Here is a 15,247-nt window from a genome sequence, read left to right as displayed (position 1 = left end):
ACTGCTCAAAAAACAGCCCAAGCTCGCGTTGACAGCTTTGTCTGACAATCTTAACGTCAGCTTCTCTGCTAGCTCAGCTGACGCGGATAATGACCCTTACCGAACCGTTCCGGACGATTGCGGAAATCTTCGAGAAGGCCTCTCAGGCCCTGCGGCCGGAGGTTTGGGATTATCTCATCGGCGGCTCGGAATCCGAGGCGACACTTTGCCGGAACCGCTGGGCACTGGACAGTTATGAATTCGTTCCGCGCGTGTTGCGGGATGTTTCAACCGTCGATCTGAGAACTTCACTTCTCGGACGACAGAGCGCACTGCCCGTGTTCCTTGCGCCAGTGGGCTCTTTGCGCCTCTTCGATCACGACGCCGCAGTCGCCTCGGCGACCGTCGCTGCAGCGGCCGGCGTTCCCATGTTCATGAGCATCATGGCCGAACCGTCATTGGAGGCGGTCAGGCAGCAGGTGCCAAAGGTCGATCTGATCCTGCAGCTCTACATGCGTGGTGGACGCGACTGGCTCGACGGTGTGGTGCAACGCGCCGAGGAGGCCGGCTGCGTCGCGATCTGCCTGACCGTCGATACGGCCGTCTATGGGCGGCGGGAGCGCGATCTGCGCAATCGCTTCTCGCCGGCCACCGCTGTTGACCGGGCCAATCTGGATGATCGCAAGAGCGTCCAGATCGTTCCGGAACAGGCGAGCCTGTCCTGGGAAACGGTCGCCTGGCTGCGCCAGCGTACACGCCTGCCACTGATCATCAAGGGCGTGATGACAGCCGAGGATGCGTCGCTTTGCGCGGATCATGGCGTGGATGTCGTCTACGTCTCCAATCATGGCGGGCGGCAGCTCGACCATTCTGCCGCCGCCATCGATCAACTCGCGGAGATCTTTCCGGCCGTCACAGGCCGGTGCAGCGTATTCATTGACGGAGGGATGCTTCGCGGCACCGACGTGCTGAAGGCGATTGCCCTGGGAGCCGACGGCGTCGGCCTCGGGAAGGCGCAAGGTGCTGCCCTGGCGGCCGGCGGCAGCGAAGCGCTGCAGCGCTTGATCCAGATCCTTACCGAAGAGATCGCGACCGCGCTCGCTCTCCTCGGCTGCTCATCCTTGTCGCAACTCGGTCCCGGTCATCTGCGCAGGAGCGCGCCGGTCCAAGTCCCGACGGTATTGTCCACGCTCCGTCTGCCGGCATCAGAAGCGGCACGGAAACAAGGCTGGTGGGGTGGAGGAGCCCGGCTGGCCGGCATCACCTGAGAGATCATGACAATGAAAAAAATCGAACGCCCCAACGTGACGCCCTCGAACACCGTGGGATGGGGCAGCGACGTCGCCGCTCAAATGCTGCGCGAGCTCGATATCCCCTATATCTCGCTCAATCCCGGCGCGAGCTATCGCGGCTTCCATGACAGCCTGGTCAATCATCTCGGCAACACGACGCCGCAGATGCTGCTGTGTCTCAACGAGGACCATGTCGTCTCCATCGCGCACGGCTATGCGAAGGTGACCGACAAGGCGATGGCCTGCGTGCTGCACAGCAATGTCGGGCTACTGCACGGCGCGATGGGCGTCTTCAATGCCTGGTGCGACCGCATGCCCATGATGGTGATCGGCGCGACCGGCCCGGTGGCTCCCGAAAAGCGCCGTCCCTGGATCGACTGGATCCACACTGCCAAGGACCAGGGCGCCCTGCTCCGCGACTACATCAAATGGGATGACGAGCCGCGCTCGGCCCCGGGCATCGTCGAAGCCTTCCTGCGCGGCTCGCAGCTCACCAACAGCCAGCCGACCGCCCCGGTCTATATCTGCCTCGATGCCGGCTTGCAGGAGCAGAAGCTCGACCAGCCGCTCAAGGTGCCGAGCATCGAGCGTTATCGGCCGGCCCCGTCGCCGCGTGCCAATGCGGCCGACATCGATGCCGTGGCGTCGCTCCTTGCCGAGGCGAAGAACCCGCTCGTCCTGTTCGGCCGCGGCTCGCGCGAGCAGGCTGCCTGGGACCGCCGCGTCCGCCTTGCCGAGCTCGCCGACGCCTCCGTGATGACGTCGATCCGCGAGCGTTCGGCCTTCCCGACCGACCATGGCCTGCACGCGGTGCCGCCTTCCTACTGGCTGAGCCCGGCCGCCAAGGAGATCGTCAAGAAGGCCGACGTCATCGTCTCCTTCGACTGGGTCGACCTCAACGGATTCCTGCTCCAGGTCAGCCGCGACACGGAGAATTTCCCGGCAAAGATCGCGCATGTCTCGCTCGATTCCAGCCTGCACCGCGGCTGGAGCATGGACTATTTCGGCCTGCCTCCGCTCGACGTGCCCGTGGTCGCCGGCGCCGACGGCTTCGTCGAGGACGTGCTTGCAGCCCTCGAAGCCAAGCTGGGCGGCAAGGCGAAGTGGGACGGCAAGAGCCGCAACACCCATCCCGAGCCGGCCTTCAGCGAGAACGCCGAGAAAGAACTGGCACCGCGCGATATCGAGGTCGCCCTCGCCAAGATTCGCGGCGAGCAGAAGTTCACGATGGCCCATGTCACGATCGGCTGGGCCGGCAATGCCTACCACTTCCGTGATTCCTACGACTTCATGGGTCATGATGGCGGCGCTGGCCTCGCGGCGGGTCCCGGTCTCACGGTCGGCGTGGCGCTCGCAATCAAGGACATTGATCCGACCCGCCCGGTCGTTTCGGTGCTCGGCGACGGCGACTTCATGCAGGGCGTCACGGCGCTCTGGACGGCTGCGCATTATGGCCTGCCGGCGTTGTTCATCATTTCGAACAACCGCTCGAACTTCAACGACGAGATCCATCAGGAAGCCGTCGCGAAGATGCGCGGCCGCCCGCCGGAAAACCGCTGGATCGGCCAGCGTATGACCGATCCGGTCGTCGACTTGGCGGCGATGGCGCGAGCGCAGGGCGTCGAGGCCGAGGGCCCGGTCGGAACACTCTCCGAGCTCGAAGCCGCGATTGGCCGCGGTCTTGCAGCCGTGCGGGCCGGGAAGCCTTACCTGATCGATGCCCATGTCACGCCGGGCTATTCCAACCCGCCGCTGTCGCGAGGCGAATGACCCAGAAGGTCGGTGGCCGGCGCGCTCGCGCCGGCCACTCCAAAATCTGACGAGGGTGAAAGCATGAGCAGCAACTACACGAAATTCTACATTGATGGTGCGTGGGTGGAGCCGCTGGCCCCGAACCGCTTCGATGTGATCAACCCCGCGACGGAAGAGACGGCCGGTCAGGTCAGCCTCGGCAGCGCGGCCGATGTCGATGCGGCGGTCAAGGCCGCGCGCCGCGCCTTCGAGACCTTCGCGATGACGACCAAGGCCGAGCGCCTCGACCTGCTGGCGAGCATCATCGCCGCATTCGAGAAGCGCTTCGATGATCTGGCCGAGGTCATCACAGCCGAGATGGGCTCACCGCTGTGGTTCGCCAAGCAGGTGCAGACCAACACGACGCTGGATCACTTCAAGGAAGCCCACCGCGTTCTGAAATCGTATGATTTCGGCCATATGCTCAGCGACACGACGCGGATCCTGCGGGAGCCGATCGGCGTCTGCGGATTCATCACGCCCTGGAACTGGCCGATCAACCAGATCGCATCGAAATTCGCTCCCGCCCTGGCGGCTGGCTGCACGGCCGTGGTCAAGCCGAGCGAGATCGCGCCGCTCAGCGCCATCCTGCTGACCGAGGTCATCCACGCAGCCGGCGTGCCCAAGGGCGTCTTCAACCTCGTCAACGGAGACGGACCCACAGTCGGCGAAGCGATCTCGTCGCATCCCGACATCGACATGGTGTCGTTCACGGGCTCGACGCGGGCCGGCATTCTCGTCGCCAAGTCGGCGGCCGAGACGGTCAAGCGGGTCCATCAGGAACTCGGCGGCAAGTCGGCGAACATCATCGTTCCAGGTGCCGATCTCGCGAAGGCGATCCCCGCCGGCGTGCTGCGCTCCTTCACCAACACCGGGCAATCCTGCCAGGCGCCGACGCGTATGCTGGTCCATCGCGACCAACTCGAAGAGGTGCTGGAGATCGCGAAGAAAACGGCGGAGGGCGTCGTCGTCGGCGATCCTCTGGCCGATGGCACGAGGCTCGGCCCTCTGGTCAGCAAGGCGCAGTTCGACCGCGTCCAGCACCTGATCGGGGTCGGGATCAACGAAGGCGCGCGTGTCGTCATCGGTGGTCAGGGCCGGCCGCCCGGGCTCAATCGCGGTTATTATGTCCGTCCGACGATCTTCGCCGACGTAACGCCCGAAATGACCCTGGCCCAGCAGGAGATTTTCGGGCCGGTTCTCTCGATCCTGTCCTACAAGGACGAGGACGATGCGGTCGCGATTGCGAACGGCACAGTCTATGGCCTCGCCGGCTATGTCTGGGCAGGCTCGCTGGAGAAAGCCCGCGAGATCGGCGGCCGTCTGCGCGCCGGCCGCATCTATCTGAACGGCGCTCCGCACGACAAGTTGCAAGACGTCGAAGCCCCATTCGGCGGCTACAAGCAATCGGGCAACGGCCGCGAGGCCGGCATTTACGGTCTCGAGGACTTCCTCGAGATCAAAGCGATGATCGGCTACGAGGCAGCCTGATGATCATGGCGACGGACCACATCACGTGGCCCGTCGCCGTCCCCCCCATCGCGGGGCGCCAATTGCAGTGCTTGGCTCCGGCCCGTCCGCTCCGGAATGCATTGATCCGGGGCCGCTCCGGAGCCGCTTCCGATTGCGCAGATATAACGAGGGGAACCATGCGCATCATCAATTATAAGGACTTTTTGACCGGATTGCTGTTCAGCGGCTTCGGAGCAGGTTTCGCGGTGCTGGCGCCCGGCTACTCGCTGGGAACGGCGGCTCGCATGGGTGCGGGCTCGTTCCCGCTGGTGCTCGGTCTGTGCCTGCTGGGCGTCGGCCTCCTCGTGCTGGGCCGGAGCTTCTTCGTGCCCGGCGAGCCGATCACGCCGGGCAAGCTGCGGCCTTTCGCTTGCCTGATCGCATCGATCCTGGTGTTTGCCGCCTTGTTGCAGCCGCTGGGGCTCGTCCTGTCGATCATCCTCCTCGTGATGATCGGCGGCTATGCGAGTCCCGATTTCCGGACGAAGGAAGGACTGCTGCTAGCAGTCGGGCTGTCGATTGCTTCCGCCCTGCTCTTCGTCGTTCTGCTGGGGCTCCCCATGCGCCTCTGGCCCGCGATTTGAGGGGCTGACGATGGAAACGCTATCCAATCTTTCGCTCGGCTTCAGCGTCGCGCTGAGTATCGCCAATCTCGGCTACTGCTTTGCAGGCGTCCTACTCGGCACCCTGGTCGGGGTGCTGCCCGGCCTCGGGCCCGTGGCGAGCGTCGCGATGCTGCTGCCGATCACCTTCACCTTGCCACCCGACTCCGCGCTGATCATGCTCGCGGGCATCTACTACGGCGCCCAGTACGGCGGTTCGACCACTGCGATCCTGGTCAACATCCCCGGCGAATCGTCCTCCGTCGTCACGGCCATCGACGGCTACAAGATGGCCCGGGCGGGCCGGGCCGGGCCAGCGCTCGGCATCGCAGCGATCGGGTCGTTTTTTGCCGGCTGCGTCTCGACGGTCATGATCGCCTATTTCGCCCCACCCTTGGCCGAAGTCGCCTTGCGCTTCGGTCCGGCGGAATATTTCTCGCTGATGGTCTTTGGCCTGATCGCGGCAGTCGTGCTCGCGCGCGGCTCGCTGATCAAAGCGATCGGCATGGTCATCCTTGGCCTGCTGCTCGGGCTTGTCGGCACGGACGTGAACTCCGGGACGGCGCGCTACAGCTTCGGCATTCCCGAGTTGACCGACGGCATCGGCTTCATTGCGTTGACCATGGCAATCTTCGGCATCGCAGAGGTGATCTGTAATCTCGAAGGCGGTCAGGACCGTGACGTGACGGCCCAGAAGATCGGCAGCGTGCTGCCGAGCCTGAAGGACATCAAAGACTCAGCGGGGGCCATCCTGCGTGGAACCGGCCTCGGTTCGCTGCTCGGTATCCTGCCCGGAGGTGGCGCGCTGCTGGCATCGTTCGCGTCCTATACGCTGGAAAAGAAGGTGGCGCGGCCGCCGAAGAATTTCGGCAACGGCGATATCCGCGGCGTCGCCGGGCCGGAATCGGCCAATAATGCGGGCGCGCAGACATCCTTCATTCCCATGATCACGCTCGGCATTCCGTCGAACCCGACCATGGCCTTGATGATCGGCGCCATGATGATCCAGGGGATCGCGCCCGGGCCGACTGTGATGACCGAGCGCCCGGGCCTGTTCTGGGGCCTGATCGCGAGCATGTGGATCGGCAATCTGATGCTGCTGGTGCTCAACCTTCCGCTCGTCGGCATCTGGATCAAGCTCCTGAAGGTGCCCTACCGCCTTCTCTTCCCGGCGATCCTGGTGTTCTGCCTGATCGGCGTCTATTCCGGGAGCAACAGCGTCTTCGACATCTACCTGATGGCTGCACTCGCGGTCCTCGGTTACATCTTCATCAAGCTCGATTGCGAACCGGCCCCGATGATCCTCGGCTTCATCCTAGGGCCGATGATGGAAGAGAATCTTCGCAGGGCGATGCTGATCTCGCGTGGCAGCACGTCGACCTTCTTCACGCAGCCGATCAGCCTGGCCTTCCTGATCGCGAGCGTCGTCCTGCTGATCGTGCTGATCTCGCCCGCAATCCGCAACAAGCGCGAGGAGGCGCTTCAGGAATAACCGGCGGCACCGGTAAACCCTGCCGAAACGAAAAAGCGGCGCCGGTGAGAACCGGCGCCGCTTTTTATGTCGAGGGAGGGAGCAGTCAAGGCCGCTCCCTGACGTGTCAATCCTGGACCGGCGGGAGGCTCAGGGCCCGGTCGACCATCGCACCGGCGCGCTTGAAATCATAGGCGCGCGACATGTTCATCTTCACCAAGAATGAGGCACCGCCGTAGAACTTCTCATATTGCTGGTGCCGGTTGCCGAACTCGCTGCCTATGAAATCCCAAGCGAGACGCATCAGGGCCACGCGCTGGCGAGCCTCGAGATTCGAGGAGCGGTAGAACCGCGCCACATCCTTTGCGGTTTCGGGGCTGTCGAGATCCTTGACCGACGAAGGCAGCGTGATCATTGCGGCGCCCGTCAGTTCCCGGACGATGTCCACCATGCGCGGATTGATCTCGGACTGCAGGGCCATCACCGCGTAGAGCATGTTCTTGGCGGGCCAGATCACGCCTTCTTCATCGACAGTCGCCAGCGATTCCTGCGCGTGCAGCATGCCCTCGACAATTGAGGCCAGTGCAGCAAGCTCACCCATCTGCACCTGAACTGGCGGAACCGCGTCGTTGCCGGTCGCCTCGTTCATGCGCTTGGCCATGCCGAGCAGGAACCGCAGCTTGGTCATGAAGCGCGCCTGCGCCTGGTGGTTGCCGTAGGTATGCGACGGCGTCTTCCACCACTGGTCGCGGCACAGCTCGATGTCGCGATAGATGAAGACATGCTCCCAAGGCACGAAGACCTCGTCCAGCACGACGAAGCTGTCGGTCTCGTCGAAGCGCGAGGAAAGGGGGTAGTCGAAGGAGTTCGTCGCCTGCAGCGCGAAAGCGCGGCGCGAATACAGCTTCAGCCCCGGCGCGTCCATCGGGATCGCGACGCTGATCGCATGGTTCTCAGAACCGGGCTGAAGCGGGTGGATGCAGCTCAAATGCAGATAGTCGGCATAGACGCCGCCGGTGGCGAGCTGCTGGCCGCCCGACACGATGATGCCACCATCGACCTCGCGCACCACGCCTGCATAGAGATGCGGCTCGGACTGCTCATGGGGCGGCTTGCTGCGGTCGACCTGCGGCGGCACGATCGCATAGGCGACATAGAGGTGCCTGTCGCGCAGGTACCTGTAGAAGTTGATGACATTGTCTGCCCAGCGCTGACCCGACTTCGCGAAGATGGACGGCTTGGCCGCATAGCCGGTGAAGAAGTTCGCGACATGGTCGGGGGTGCGCCCCATCAGACCGAAGGTCTGCTCGGCCCATTTCTCGGCTGCGATGCGCTTGGCCTTGAGATCGTCCTTAGTCTGGGGAATCTGGTAGCAGCGAAATGCGAGGTTGCCGGTCTCCTCGACCCGGAACATCATGTCGTCGCGGTTCTCGGGCGCAATCGCGAAATCATAGAGCGCGGCGATCTGCCTGGCGCCCTCGCGAAAGGCAGGGTGCGACGTGGGATCGGTGACGCGTTCGCCGTCGAGATAGACGCAACGCTTACTGGCCTTCAGCGAAGCGAGGAAATCGGCGCCGGACCGCAGTCCGGCTGAATCGCCTGCGGCGGTGGAAAGCGTCATGCTCAGCGCAGTCATGGAAACCCCTCTTTGATGTGATGTGCCCGCCGGCCAGGCGGTTGCATTTCCGGCGACATCCGCACCTGGAATTAGCTACAGAATAGATATAAATATGTATGTGTCAACGATTGGAGTTCGCGCATGAAGCCTGCTAGAGCGGGACCGAGAGCAGCGGGCGGGACGAGGTCGGTGGCCACCAACGAGAGCGCAGACGGCGTGTTCACGCCCCCTTTGACGATTTCCCGAGCCGAGTTTCTCGGACAGGGCAGCGATCGCGCCTTCCGCGAGGCGATCTACACAACGGTGCTGGCGCTGGAGAGCCTGCTAAAGTGCCGCGAAATCTTCGGGCGCGTGCTTGGCCTGACTGGCAGCCAGTTTGCCGTCCTGATGGGAGCCGCCTATCGCCAGGGAGAACATGGGGTTTCGATCCGCGAGCTCGCCGAGCATGTCCGCCTGGCCGCGCCGCACGTTACGACGGAGGTCGGCCGGCTGATCCACAGGGGATTGCTGACCAAGCGCCAGGATGAAGTCGATCGCCGCAGCGTGCTGGTGTCACTGTCGCCCGATGGCAAGGATGCCGTGCGTTCGATCGCACCTATTGTCCGACGGGTTAACGACCTACTTTTCGAAGGCATTTCGGCGGCAGAGCTTGCGATCGTCGAAAAGCTACTGCGCCGCCTGACACTCAACGCCGATCTGATTTTCGCCCAGGTCCGCCGGGGCGACCTGATCGAAGAACGAACCGGATTGGGCGAGGCTCTGCAAGCCTGATCCAACGGCCAGCAGCAGACCGGAGCCGGTGCTCAGCCTTAATGCCAGCGCAGGAGACGGCGGCGCAGCGCCAGCAGGCCGTAGTCGACCAGATAGCCCGTCGCCAGCATGACGAGCAGCAAGGCGAACACAGTCTGCGTCTCGAAGAAGCGCTGAGCGTAGACCAGCCCACCGCCCAACCCGCCTCCCCCGGCGATCATCTCTGCCGTGAAAGCGCTAACGAGAGAGAACGGCACCGCAATCCTGACGCCACTCATCAGGGACGGTAACGTCGCCGGCAAGACGATACGCCAGAGCAATTCGAACCTGGGGGTGCCCATCATCTCGGCTGCCCAGAGCTGCACGCGCGGCACCGTCCGCGCGCCCGCCTCCGCTGCAAGGATGAAGGGAAAGACGCAGGTGATCGCGACCAGCGCGATCTTGGACATATGATCGATCCCGAACCAGAGGATGAAGATCGGCAGGAACGCAACCTTGGGCGCCGGAAAGCCGAGCGCCACCAGCGGGTCGAACAACCACTTGGCCCAGCGGGACCGCGCCATCCAAAAACCCAGCGTGATGCCGACAGTCATGGCGATCGCCAACCCGGCAGCGGCCCGATGCAAGCTCGTGAGCAGCGGCCCCAGGATCTCGCCCGTGGCGACTAGTTGCGGAAAGCTCGCCAGGACGCTGGACAGCGGAGGCAGGAAGACCGGCTGAACCCAACCGGCGCGCGCCACGGCTTCCCAGGCGATGGCGACGAGGAAAAGTGGGTAGGAGCGAAGGATGACGCCGATGACCTGCGCGGGAATGCCACCGTTCGACGGCGCTTTGACTTCGACGGAGCTGCTCGCCATCTTACGCTTTTCCTTCCGCGGGCTCCTGCCAGCGCAGCAAATGGTCGCTGAGCGCCGAGAAGCCGCGATCCGCCGCATATGACACGAAGACGACCGCCGCGATCGCCGCGAACATGAAATCGTAGGCGCCGTTCTCGCCATAGAGGAACAGCAGCTTTCCGACGCCGATCTTGGCGGCGATCATTTCCGCTGCGATCGCGATCAGGAACGCGAATCCCAGGCCGATCCGAAGGCCGGTGAGGATGCCGGGCAATGCTGAGCGCAGCAGGACATGAGGAAGCAGCCCGGCCTCGCTCGTGCCCATGGCGCGCGCGCTCCAGAGCAGAACCTTCGGTGCTCCCTCCACGGCATGATAGGTGTAGACGATCATGGGCAGCATGGTCGCGAGCGCTACGGCAAGAATGTTTGTGACGTTACCGATGCCGAACCACAGAATGAACAGCGGCACCAACGCCGTCTTGGGCAGCGAGTAGGTCGCCTTCACCAACGGGTTGGCGAAGCCCTCCACCGAGGGGCTCACGGCCATGGCCGTCCCGAGCGGGACACCGATCGCAGCACCGAGTACGAGGCCGCCGAGCGCCCGCAACGAGGTCGTCGCGAGCTCGAGCAGGAAGCCGTCTGCGGTGACGAGTTCGAACAGGGACCGGCCCACCCGCACCGGCGACGGCAGGAAGAGAGGGTCGACCACCTGCAGCGAGACCAGCCCCTGCCAGAGGAGAAGAGCGAAGATGAACGGCAAAATCGCGCTTGCGCGCTTCAGCCAGTCGTAACGAGAGCCGCTCATGCGGTGGCCGTCCGGCTTTCGGTGACCTGCCGGCGGACGGACATCCAGACGGCATTGCGGATACCACGATACTGATCGGTCAGCACGATTTCCTCGCGGCTGCCCGAGCGATCCAGGGCGATGTCGAATTCCTCGACGATGCGTCCCGGACGATGGGACATCACGCAGACACGCGTCGAGAGATAGACTGCCTCGTCGACATCGTGCGTCACCATCACGACGGTCTTTCGATCGGTCTTCCACAATCGCAGCAATTCGTCCTGCATGATTTCGCGCGTCTGCGCGTCCAGCGCCCCGAAGGGCTCGTCAAGCAGGAGAATGCCCGGCCGATATGCGAAGGTCCGCGCCAGCGCCACGCGCTGCTTCATCCCGCCCGACAACTCGCGCGGGAAGGAGTTCTCGAAGCCTCTGAGGCCCATCAGGGTAATGTAGCGCTCGACGATCTCGTTGCGCTCCTGGCGCGGACGACCCGAGCGATCCAACGCATAACCGATGTTCTGCGAGACGGTCAGCCACGGGAACAGAGCGTATTCCTGGAAGACCACCCCGCGATCGAGGCCAGGCCCGGACACCGGCTCGCCGTCGATCCGCATGGAGCCGTCGCTGGCCGGTACGAAGCCGCCGAGCATGTAGAGAAGCGTGCTCTTGCCGCAGCCAGAAGGACCGACGATCGAGACGAATTCGCCTTCCGCTATGTCGAGGTCAACGGCCGAAAGAGCAAGAAAGCTGTCGCCTCGCCGCTGGAAGCGCTTCGTGACCCCGGAGATCACAATCTTCGCGGGGCGCACGGATGCGCTGCCTACCGCTTCCCGGGTGGCCAAAACTGTCATCGGTCGTCTTGTCCGTTCCCGCTCGTTTTCGTGCATTGCATCGCCGAGGCTACAGATATTAAGATCGTATGACAATCTACAAGAGGATGCGATGACGCAGCAAGAGTTGTGGCGCCTGGACGCATACGAGGTGCGATCCCAACTACAAGCGGGCAGCGTCAGCCCGGTCGAACTGGTAGAAGCCGCTGCCGCCCGCATCGAGGCGGTCGAGGGCGCACTCAACGCGTTGCCGACCCTCAGCCTCAAACGCGCGCTCGACCATGCACGCACCCTGATGGCAAAGGACCGGGACAAGCGAGGCGCGGCGCATCTCCACGGTATCCCGATGGTGGTGAAGGACCTGACTGCGGTTGCCGGCGTCCGGCACACCGATGGCTCGCTGGTCCACAAGGATCGCGTCGCGCAGCGCTCCGACCTGCTGGTCGAAAGACTGGAGGCCCATGGCGCGATCGTGCTCGGCAAGTCCAACACGCCCGAATTCGGGGCCGGCGGCAACACGGTGAATGCCGTTTTCGGCGCGACCGCCAATCCGTGGGACTTATCCCGCACGACGGGCGGGTCGTCGGGCGGGTCGGCGGCGGCGCTCGCGACCGGGCAGGCCTGGCTGGCGACAGGCAACGACATGGCGGGTTCTATCCGGATTCCCAGCGCCTTCTGCGGTGTCGTCGGCCTGCGCCCGAGCCCGGGCCGAGTTGCGCATGGCCCGCTTCCGCTGTCGTTCGGAATGCTGAATGTCGATGGGCCGATGGCGCGCACCGTGCGCGACGTCGCCATGATGTTCGACGCCATGGTAGGCGAGCACCCGGAAGATCCGATCTCGTTGCCGGCGCCGACGCAGCCTTTCATGGACGCAGTGGATCACCCGACCATGCCCGCGCGAGTAGCGTGGAGCGCGACTTTGGGCCTGGGACCCGTCGATCCCGATATCCGCAGGGTCTGCGAAGCGTCGCTTGGACATTTCAGCGACGCAGGCGCCCGTGTCGATGCCGCATCGCCGGACCTTACCGGGGCGGAACTATGCTTCCGCGTTCTCCGCAACGCGCAGCGTGCGGCCGCCCGCGAATTACTGGAACAGCAATCCGACCGGCTCAGTCCCGAGATCGTCCATTATACGCGCCAGGGACTGGCCCAGACGGCCGACCAGATCGCTCAGGCAGAGCTGCTGCGCGCCGACATCTACGCTCGCGTCATCCGCTTTTTCCGGGATTACGACCTGCTGGTCACGCCGACGGTCATGGCACCGCCTTTCGACCTGCGCGTGCGCCACCTGATGGAGGTCGACGGCACACGCTTCGATGACTTCTTCAGCTGGCTCGTGCTGACCTATGCGATCACTATCACGGCCTGTCCGGCGATCTCCGTGCCTTGCGGGTTCACGACGTCGGGCCTGCCTGTCGGACTGCAGATCGTCGCGCCGCCACGCTGCGAAGCGAGGCTGCTCTCCGCCGCCGCGCTGTTCGAGCAGGCCGCCGGCCTGAACCGCCTTCTGCCGATCGATCCACGCGGCGCCTCATCCTTCGACCCCCGTCAGCAAGGCAGACCAGAATGAGTTTCTCAGCACGCGAGTTCAGGGACGCGCTCGGACTGTTTCCGACAGGCGTGGCGATCATCACGGCAAAGACATCCGACGGCGAACTGCTGGGGGCGACCGTCAGCTCGTTCAACTCGGTCTCGTTGGAACCGCCGCTGGTCCTGTTCAGCGTCGGCCGCAATGCGCGCGCCTTCGAGCACTGGAACAGCGTCGAGCATTATGCCGTCAATCTGCTCGGCGAAGGACAGAGCGAGCTCTCGACCCGGTTCGCCAAGCCCATGACCGACAAGTGGCAGGGCATCACGCCGATCGAGGGAGCGGCAGGGCAGCCCTTGCTGCCGGACGCCATGGCCTGGTTCGAATGTCGCAACCATGCAAGGCATGATGGCGGAGACCATCTCATCCTGATCGGTGAAGTGACGCGTTTCAGCCTGGCGATGACGCCCCGTCCCAGGCCCCTGGTCTTTTTCCGGGGGCGCTACCGTCAGCTCGACGCGGAGCATCTCATCGAGACGCCGCCAGGGGTGGAGCATTTGCTGCACGGCTGGTGATCACCGCAGCGGGAAGCGGCTGCTGGCCTCGGATGAAATCCGCAGCCGCCTCGGCTATCATGATCACGACAGCATTAATGTTTCCGCCGGTGAGATCAGGCATTGCCGAGGCGTCCACGACGCGCAGGCCGTCGATGCCGCGCACCCGCAGTTGAGAATCGAGGACCGCCATCCTGTCCGCATCGGAGCCCATGCGGCAGGTGCCGAGTGGGTGGCGGACGGTACCGGCCGAAGCGCGGATATGCGCATCCAGATCCGCATCGCCGACGACAGCCGGACCAGGCTCGCGCTCGCGCGCGACATGGCCAGCAAAGCGTGGCTGGCGCGCTAGTTCGCGAACCAGACGCACGCCGGCACGAAGGGTCGCGCGGTCCTTGTCCGTATCGAGGAAGGATTGCTCGATACGGGGCGGCGCCAGAGGGTCGGCGTCGTGCAGGCCGATGCGGCCGCGGCTCTCCGGACGCAGCAGCACGGCACGGCAGGCAAAGCCATCCTCGAAGGCGCGACGGAAGGGCGGCAGGTAGGGATCGGCCACGAGCGGCGTTGCCCGAAACAGCAACTGGATGTCGGGCGCCACGGAGGCATATTGCGTCTTCAGGAACGCGGTCCAGCCGCTGGGCAGATCGGTCGCGAAACCTTTGCCGAGAAAATAGGCCTTGGCCATCGCAGCGCCGATCCGGTCGAGGCGCAGGGCCTTCTGGAATGGCCCAGGCGTGGCGCGCTCATATTCGAACCCGGCCTGGACATGATCCTGCAGATTGCCCCCTACGCCCGGACTGTCCAGCGCAACAGAAATCCCGTGGCGGCGCAGATCGTCGGCAGAACCCACGCCCGAGAGCATCAGCAACTGCGGTGTCTTGATCGCCCCGGCGCAGAGTAGCACCTCGCGCCGTGCGCGGATTCGATGCAGCTTTCCGCGCAGCAATGCCTCAGCACCAATCGCCCGGCCGTTCTCGACCAGGATGCGCGTGACCGTCGCGCGGGTCTTCAGCGTCAGATTGCGGCGCTGCAGCGCCGGCCGCAGATAAGCGACGGCCGTGCTGCAGCGGCGACCGTCGCCGATCGTCGTCTGCAGGCGGCCGAAACCTTCCTGCTCGGCGCCATTGTAGTCTTCCGAGATGGGAAATCCGGCTCCCGCAGCGGCATCGAGGCCGGCTTCGACGAGCGGGTCGGCATAGCCCGAGCCGCAGGTGCGGAGCGGGCCGTCGCCGCCGCGATAGTCGTCGGCCCCTCCGCTCCAGCGCTCGGCTTTACGAAAATAGGGAAGCACGTGGGCATAGGACCAGTGCCGGAGTCCTGCGGACGCCCAGCGCGCATAATCCTCGCGGTGACCGCGCACATAGACCATGGCGTTCGTCGAAGAGGAGCCGCCGACGACCCTGCCCCGCTCACATGGCAAGCGCCGTCCGTCGAGCCCACGGACCGGCTCGGTGTCGAAGCCCCAGTCGTTGCGCCGATCGGCGAGCATCTTGCCGTAACCGAGCGGCACATGGATCAGCGGGTCCCAGTCCCAGCCGCCTGCCTCGAGGACTATGACCTCTGTCGAAGGATCTTCGCTAAGACGGCTTGCCAGGACACAGCCAGCAGAACCTGCGCCGATCACCAGATAGTCGGTTTCGATCTGCCGCAATTTTACGCTCCAACGCTCAGCGACAGGCTTGCGCAGCAACGCGAATAAT

General features: G+C 64.4%; 13 protein-coding genes. 8 read left to right on the top strand and 5 right to left on the bottom strand.

Going from position 1 to position 15,247, the window contains the following annotated elements:
• Nucleotides 1–89 precede the first annotated feature (89 nt).
• From VGV58_RS02620 to VGV58_RS02600, 5 genes are all read left to right on the top strand, one after another.
• Nucleotides 90–1,247 (top strand): alpha-hydroxy acid oxidase, encoded by a 1,158-nt coding sequence (locus VGV58_RS02620; protein ID WP_326872418.1) that lies wholly within the window; start codon nt 90–92, stop codon nt 1,245–1,247.
• A gap of 12 nt (nt 1,248–1,259) precedes the next feature.
• The gene (locus VGV58_RS02615; RefSeq protein WP_326872417.1) at nt 1,260–3,041 is read left to right on the top strand and encodes a thiamine pyrophosphate-binding protein; all 1,782 of its coding nucleotides are present in this window, start codon (nt 1,260–1,262) and stop codon (nt 3,039–3,041) included.
• A 63-nt stretch (nt 3,042–3,104) separates the two neighbouring features.
• Nucleotides 3,105–4,553 carry an aldehyde dehydrogenase family protein gene (locus VGV58_RS02610; RefSeq protein ID WP_326872416.1) on the top strand — a complete coding sequence of 483 codons (1,449 nt, stop codon included), beginning with the start codon at nt 3,105–3,107 and terminating at the stop codon, nt 4,551–4,553.
• 158 nt (nt 4,554–4,711) lie between these two features.
• Nucleotides 4,712–5,158, top strand: a complete 447-nt coding sequence (locus VGV58_RS02605; RefSeq protein ID WP_326872415.1) for a tripartite tricarboxylate transporter TctB family protein — start codon at nt 4,712–4,714, stop codon at nt 5,156–5,158.
• 10 nt (nt 5,159–5,168) lie between these two features.
• Nucleotides 5,169–6,668 carry a tripartite tricarboxylate transporter permease gene (locus VGV58_RS02600; protein ID WP_326872414.1) on the top strand — a complete coding sequence of 500 codons (1,500 nt, stop codon included), beginning with the start codon at nt 5,169–5,171 and terminating at the stop codon, nt 6,666–6,668.
• Nucleotides 6,669–6,774: 106 nt separating this feature from the next.
• Here the strand turns inward: VGV58_RS02600 and VGV58_RS02595 are convergent, their stop codons facing one another.
• The gene (locus tag VGV58_RS02595; RefSeq protein ID WP_326872413.1) at nt 6,775–8,283 is read right to left on the bottom strand and encodes a 4-hydroxyphenylacetate 3-hydroxylase family protein; all 1,509 of its coding nucleotides are present in this window, start codon (nt 8,281–8,283) and stop codon (nt 6,775–6,777) included.
• A gap of 171 nt (nt 8,284–8,454) precedes the next feature.
• Between VGV58_RS02595 and VGV58_RS02590 the strand changes: the two genes are divergently transcribed.
• Nucleotides 8,455–9,036: a MarR family winged helix-turn-helix transcriptional regulator gene (locus tag VGV58_RS02590; protein WP_326872412.1), complete on the top strand. Its 582-nt coding sequence runs from the start codon at nt 8,455–8,457 to the stop codon at nt 9,034–9,036.
• A gap of 38 nt (nt 9,037–9,074) precedes the next feature.
• Here VGV58_RS02590 and VGV58_RS02585 read toward each other — a convergent pair whose 3' ends face one another.
• From VGV58_RS02585 to VGV58_RS02575, 3 genes are read right to left on the bottom strand one after another with little or no spacing between them, the layout of a single operon-like run.
• The gene (locus VGV58_RS02585; protein WP_326872411.1) at nt 9,075–9,872 is read right to left on the bottom strand and encodes an ABC transporter permease; all 798 of its coding nucleotides are present in this window, start codon (nt 9,870–9,872) and stop codon (nt 9,075–9,077) included.
• A 1-nt stretch (nt 9,873) separates the two neighbouring features.
• Nucleotides 9,874–10,656 carry an ABC transporter permease gene (locus VGV58_RS02580; RefSeq protein ID WP_326872410.1) on the bottom strand — a complete coding sequence of 261 codons (783 nt, stop codon included), beginning with the start codon at nt 10,654–10,656 and terminating at the stop codon, nt 9,874–9,876.
• A complete protein-coding gene (locus VGV58_RS02575) occupies nt 10,653–11,486 on the bottom strand; it encodes an ABC transporter ATP-binding protein (RefSeq protein ID WP_326872409.1) in 834 nt (277 codons plus the stop codon). The genes VGV58_RS02580 and VGV58_RS02575 overlap by 4 nt, the downstream gene beginning before the upstream one ends.
• Before the next feature lie 91 nt (nt 11,487–11,577).
• On the opposite strand from VGV58_RS02575, the gene VGV58_RS02570 reads away from it, so the two are divergent.
• Both VGV58_RS02570 and VGV58_RS02565 read left to right on the top strand, forming a co-directional pair.
• Entirely contained in the window at nt 11,578–13,035 is a 1,458-nt protein-coding gene (locus VGV58_RS02570) for an amidase (RefSeq protein WP_326872408.1), read from the top strand.
• On the top strand, nt 13,032–13,568 hold the full coding sequence (locus tag VGV58_RS02565; protein WP_326872407.1) for a flavin reductase family protein: 537 nt from the start codon (nt 13,032–13,034) through the stop codon (nt 13,566–13,568). Before VGV58_RS02570 ends, VGV58_RS02565 begins: the two co-directional genes overlap by 4 nt.
• On the opposite strand, the gene VGV58_RS02560 is transcribed toward VGV58_RS02565, so the two are convergent.
• Nucleotides 13,522–15,198 carry a GMC family oxidoreductase gene (locus VGV58_RS02560; protein ID WP_326872406.1) on the bottom strand — a complete coding sequence of 559 codons (1,677 nt, stop codon included), beginning with the start codon at nt 15,196–15,198 and terminating at the stop codon, nt 13,522–13,524. The two genes, VGV58_RS02565 and VGV58_RS02560, sit on opposite strands and share 47 nt — an antisense overlap.
• Nucleotides 15,199–15,247 lie beyond the last annotated feature (49 nt).

The organism is Allobosea sp., from assembly GCF_035944895.1.
In the GTDB taxonomy this organism is placed as follows: domain Bacteria; phylum Pseudomonadota; class Alphaproteobacteria; order Rhizobiales; family Beijerinckiaceae; genus Allobosea.
Note: the sequence above shows the minus strand (reverse complement) of the source record. Positions and strands in the feature narration are given on the sequence as shown.

Bases quoted from the DNA above. Each gene is read 5' to 3' on its own strand.
- VGV58_RS02610 (WP_326872416.1), top strand. From the start codon at position 3,105: ATGAGCAGCAACTACACGAAATTCTACATTGATGGTGCGTGGGTGGAG.
- VGV58_RS02620 (WP_326872418.1), top strand. From the start codon at position 90: ATGACCCTTACCGAACCGTTCCGGACGATTGCGGAAATCTTCGAGAAG.
- VGV58_RS02595 (WP_326872413.1), bottom strand. From the start codon at position 8,283: ATGACTGCGCTGAGCATGACGCTTTCCACCGCCGCAGGCGATTCAGCC.
- VGV58_RS02600 (WP_326872414.1), top strand. From the start codon at position 5,169: ATGGAAACGCTATCCAATCTTTCGCTCGGCTTCAGCGTCGCGCTGAGT.
- VGV58_RS02570 (WP_326872408.1), top strand. From the start codon at position 11,578: ATGACGCAGCAAGAGTTGTGGCGCCTGGACGCATACGAGGTGCGATCC.
- VGV58_RS02575 (WP_326872409.1), bottom strand. From the start codon at position 11,486: ATGACAGTTTTGGCCACCCGGGAAGCGGTAGGCAGCGCATCCGTGCGC.
- VGV58_RS02580 (WP_326872410.1), bottom strand. From the start codon at position 10,656: ATGAGCGGCTCTCGTTACGACTGGCTGAAGCGCGCAAGCGCGATTTTG.
- VGV58_RS02585 (WP_326872411.1), bottom strand. From the start codon at position 9,872: ATGGCGAGCAGCTCCGTCGAAGTCAAAGCGCCGTCGAACGGTGGCATT.
- VGV58_RS02605 (WP_326872415.1), top strand. From the start codon at position 4,712: ATGCGCATCATCAATTATAAGGACTTTTTGACCGGATTGCTGTTCAGC.
- VGV58_RS02565 (WP_326872407.1), top strand. From the start codon at position 13,032: ATGAGTTTCTCAGCACGCGAGTTCAGGGACGCGCTCGGACTGTTTCCG.
- VGV58_RS02615 (WP_326872417.1), top strand. From the start codon at position 1,260: ATGAAAAAAATCGAACGCCCCAACGTGACGCCCTCGAACACCGTGGGA.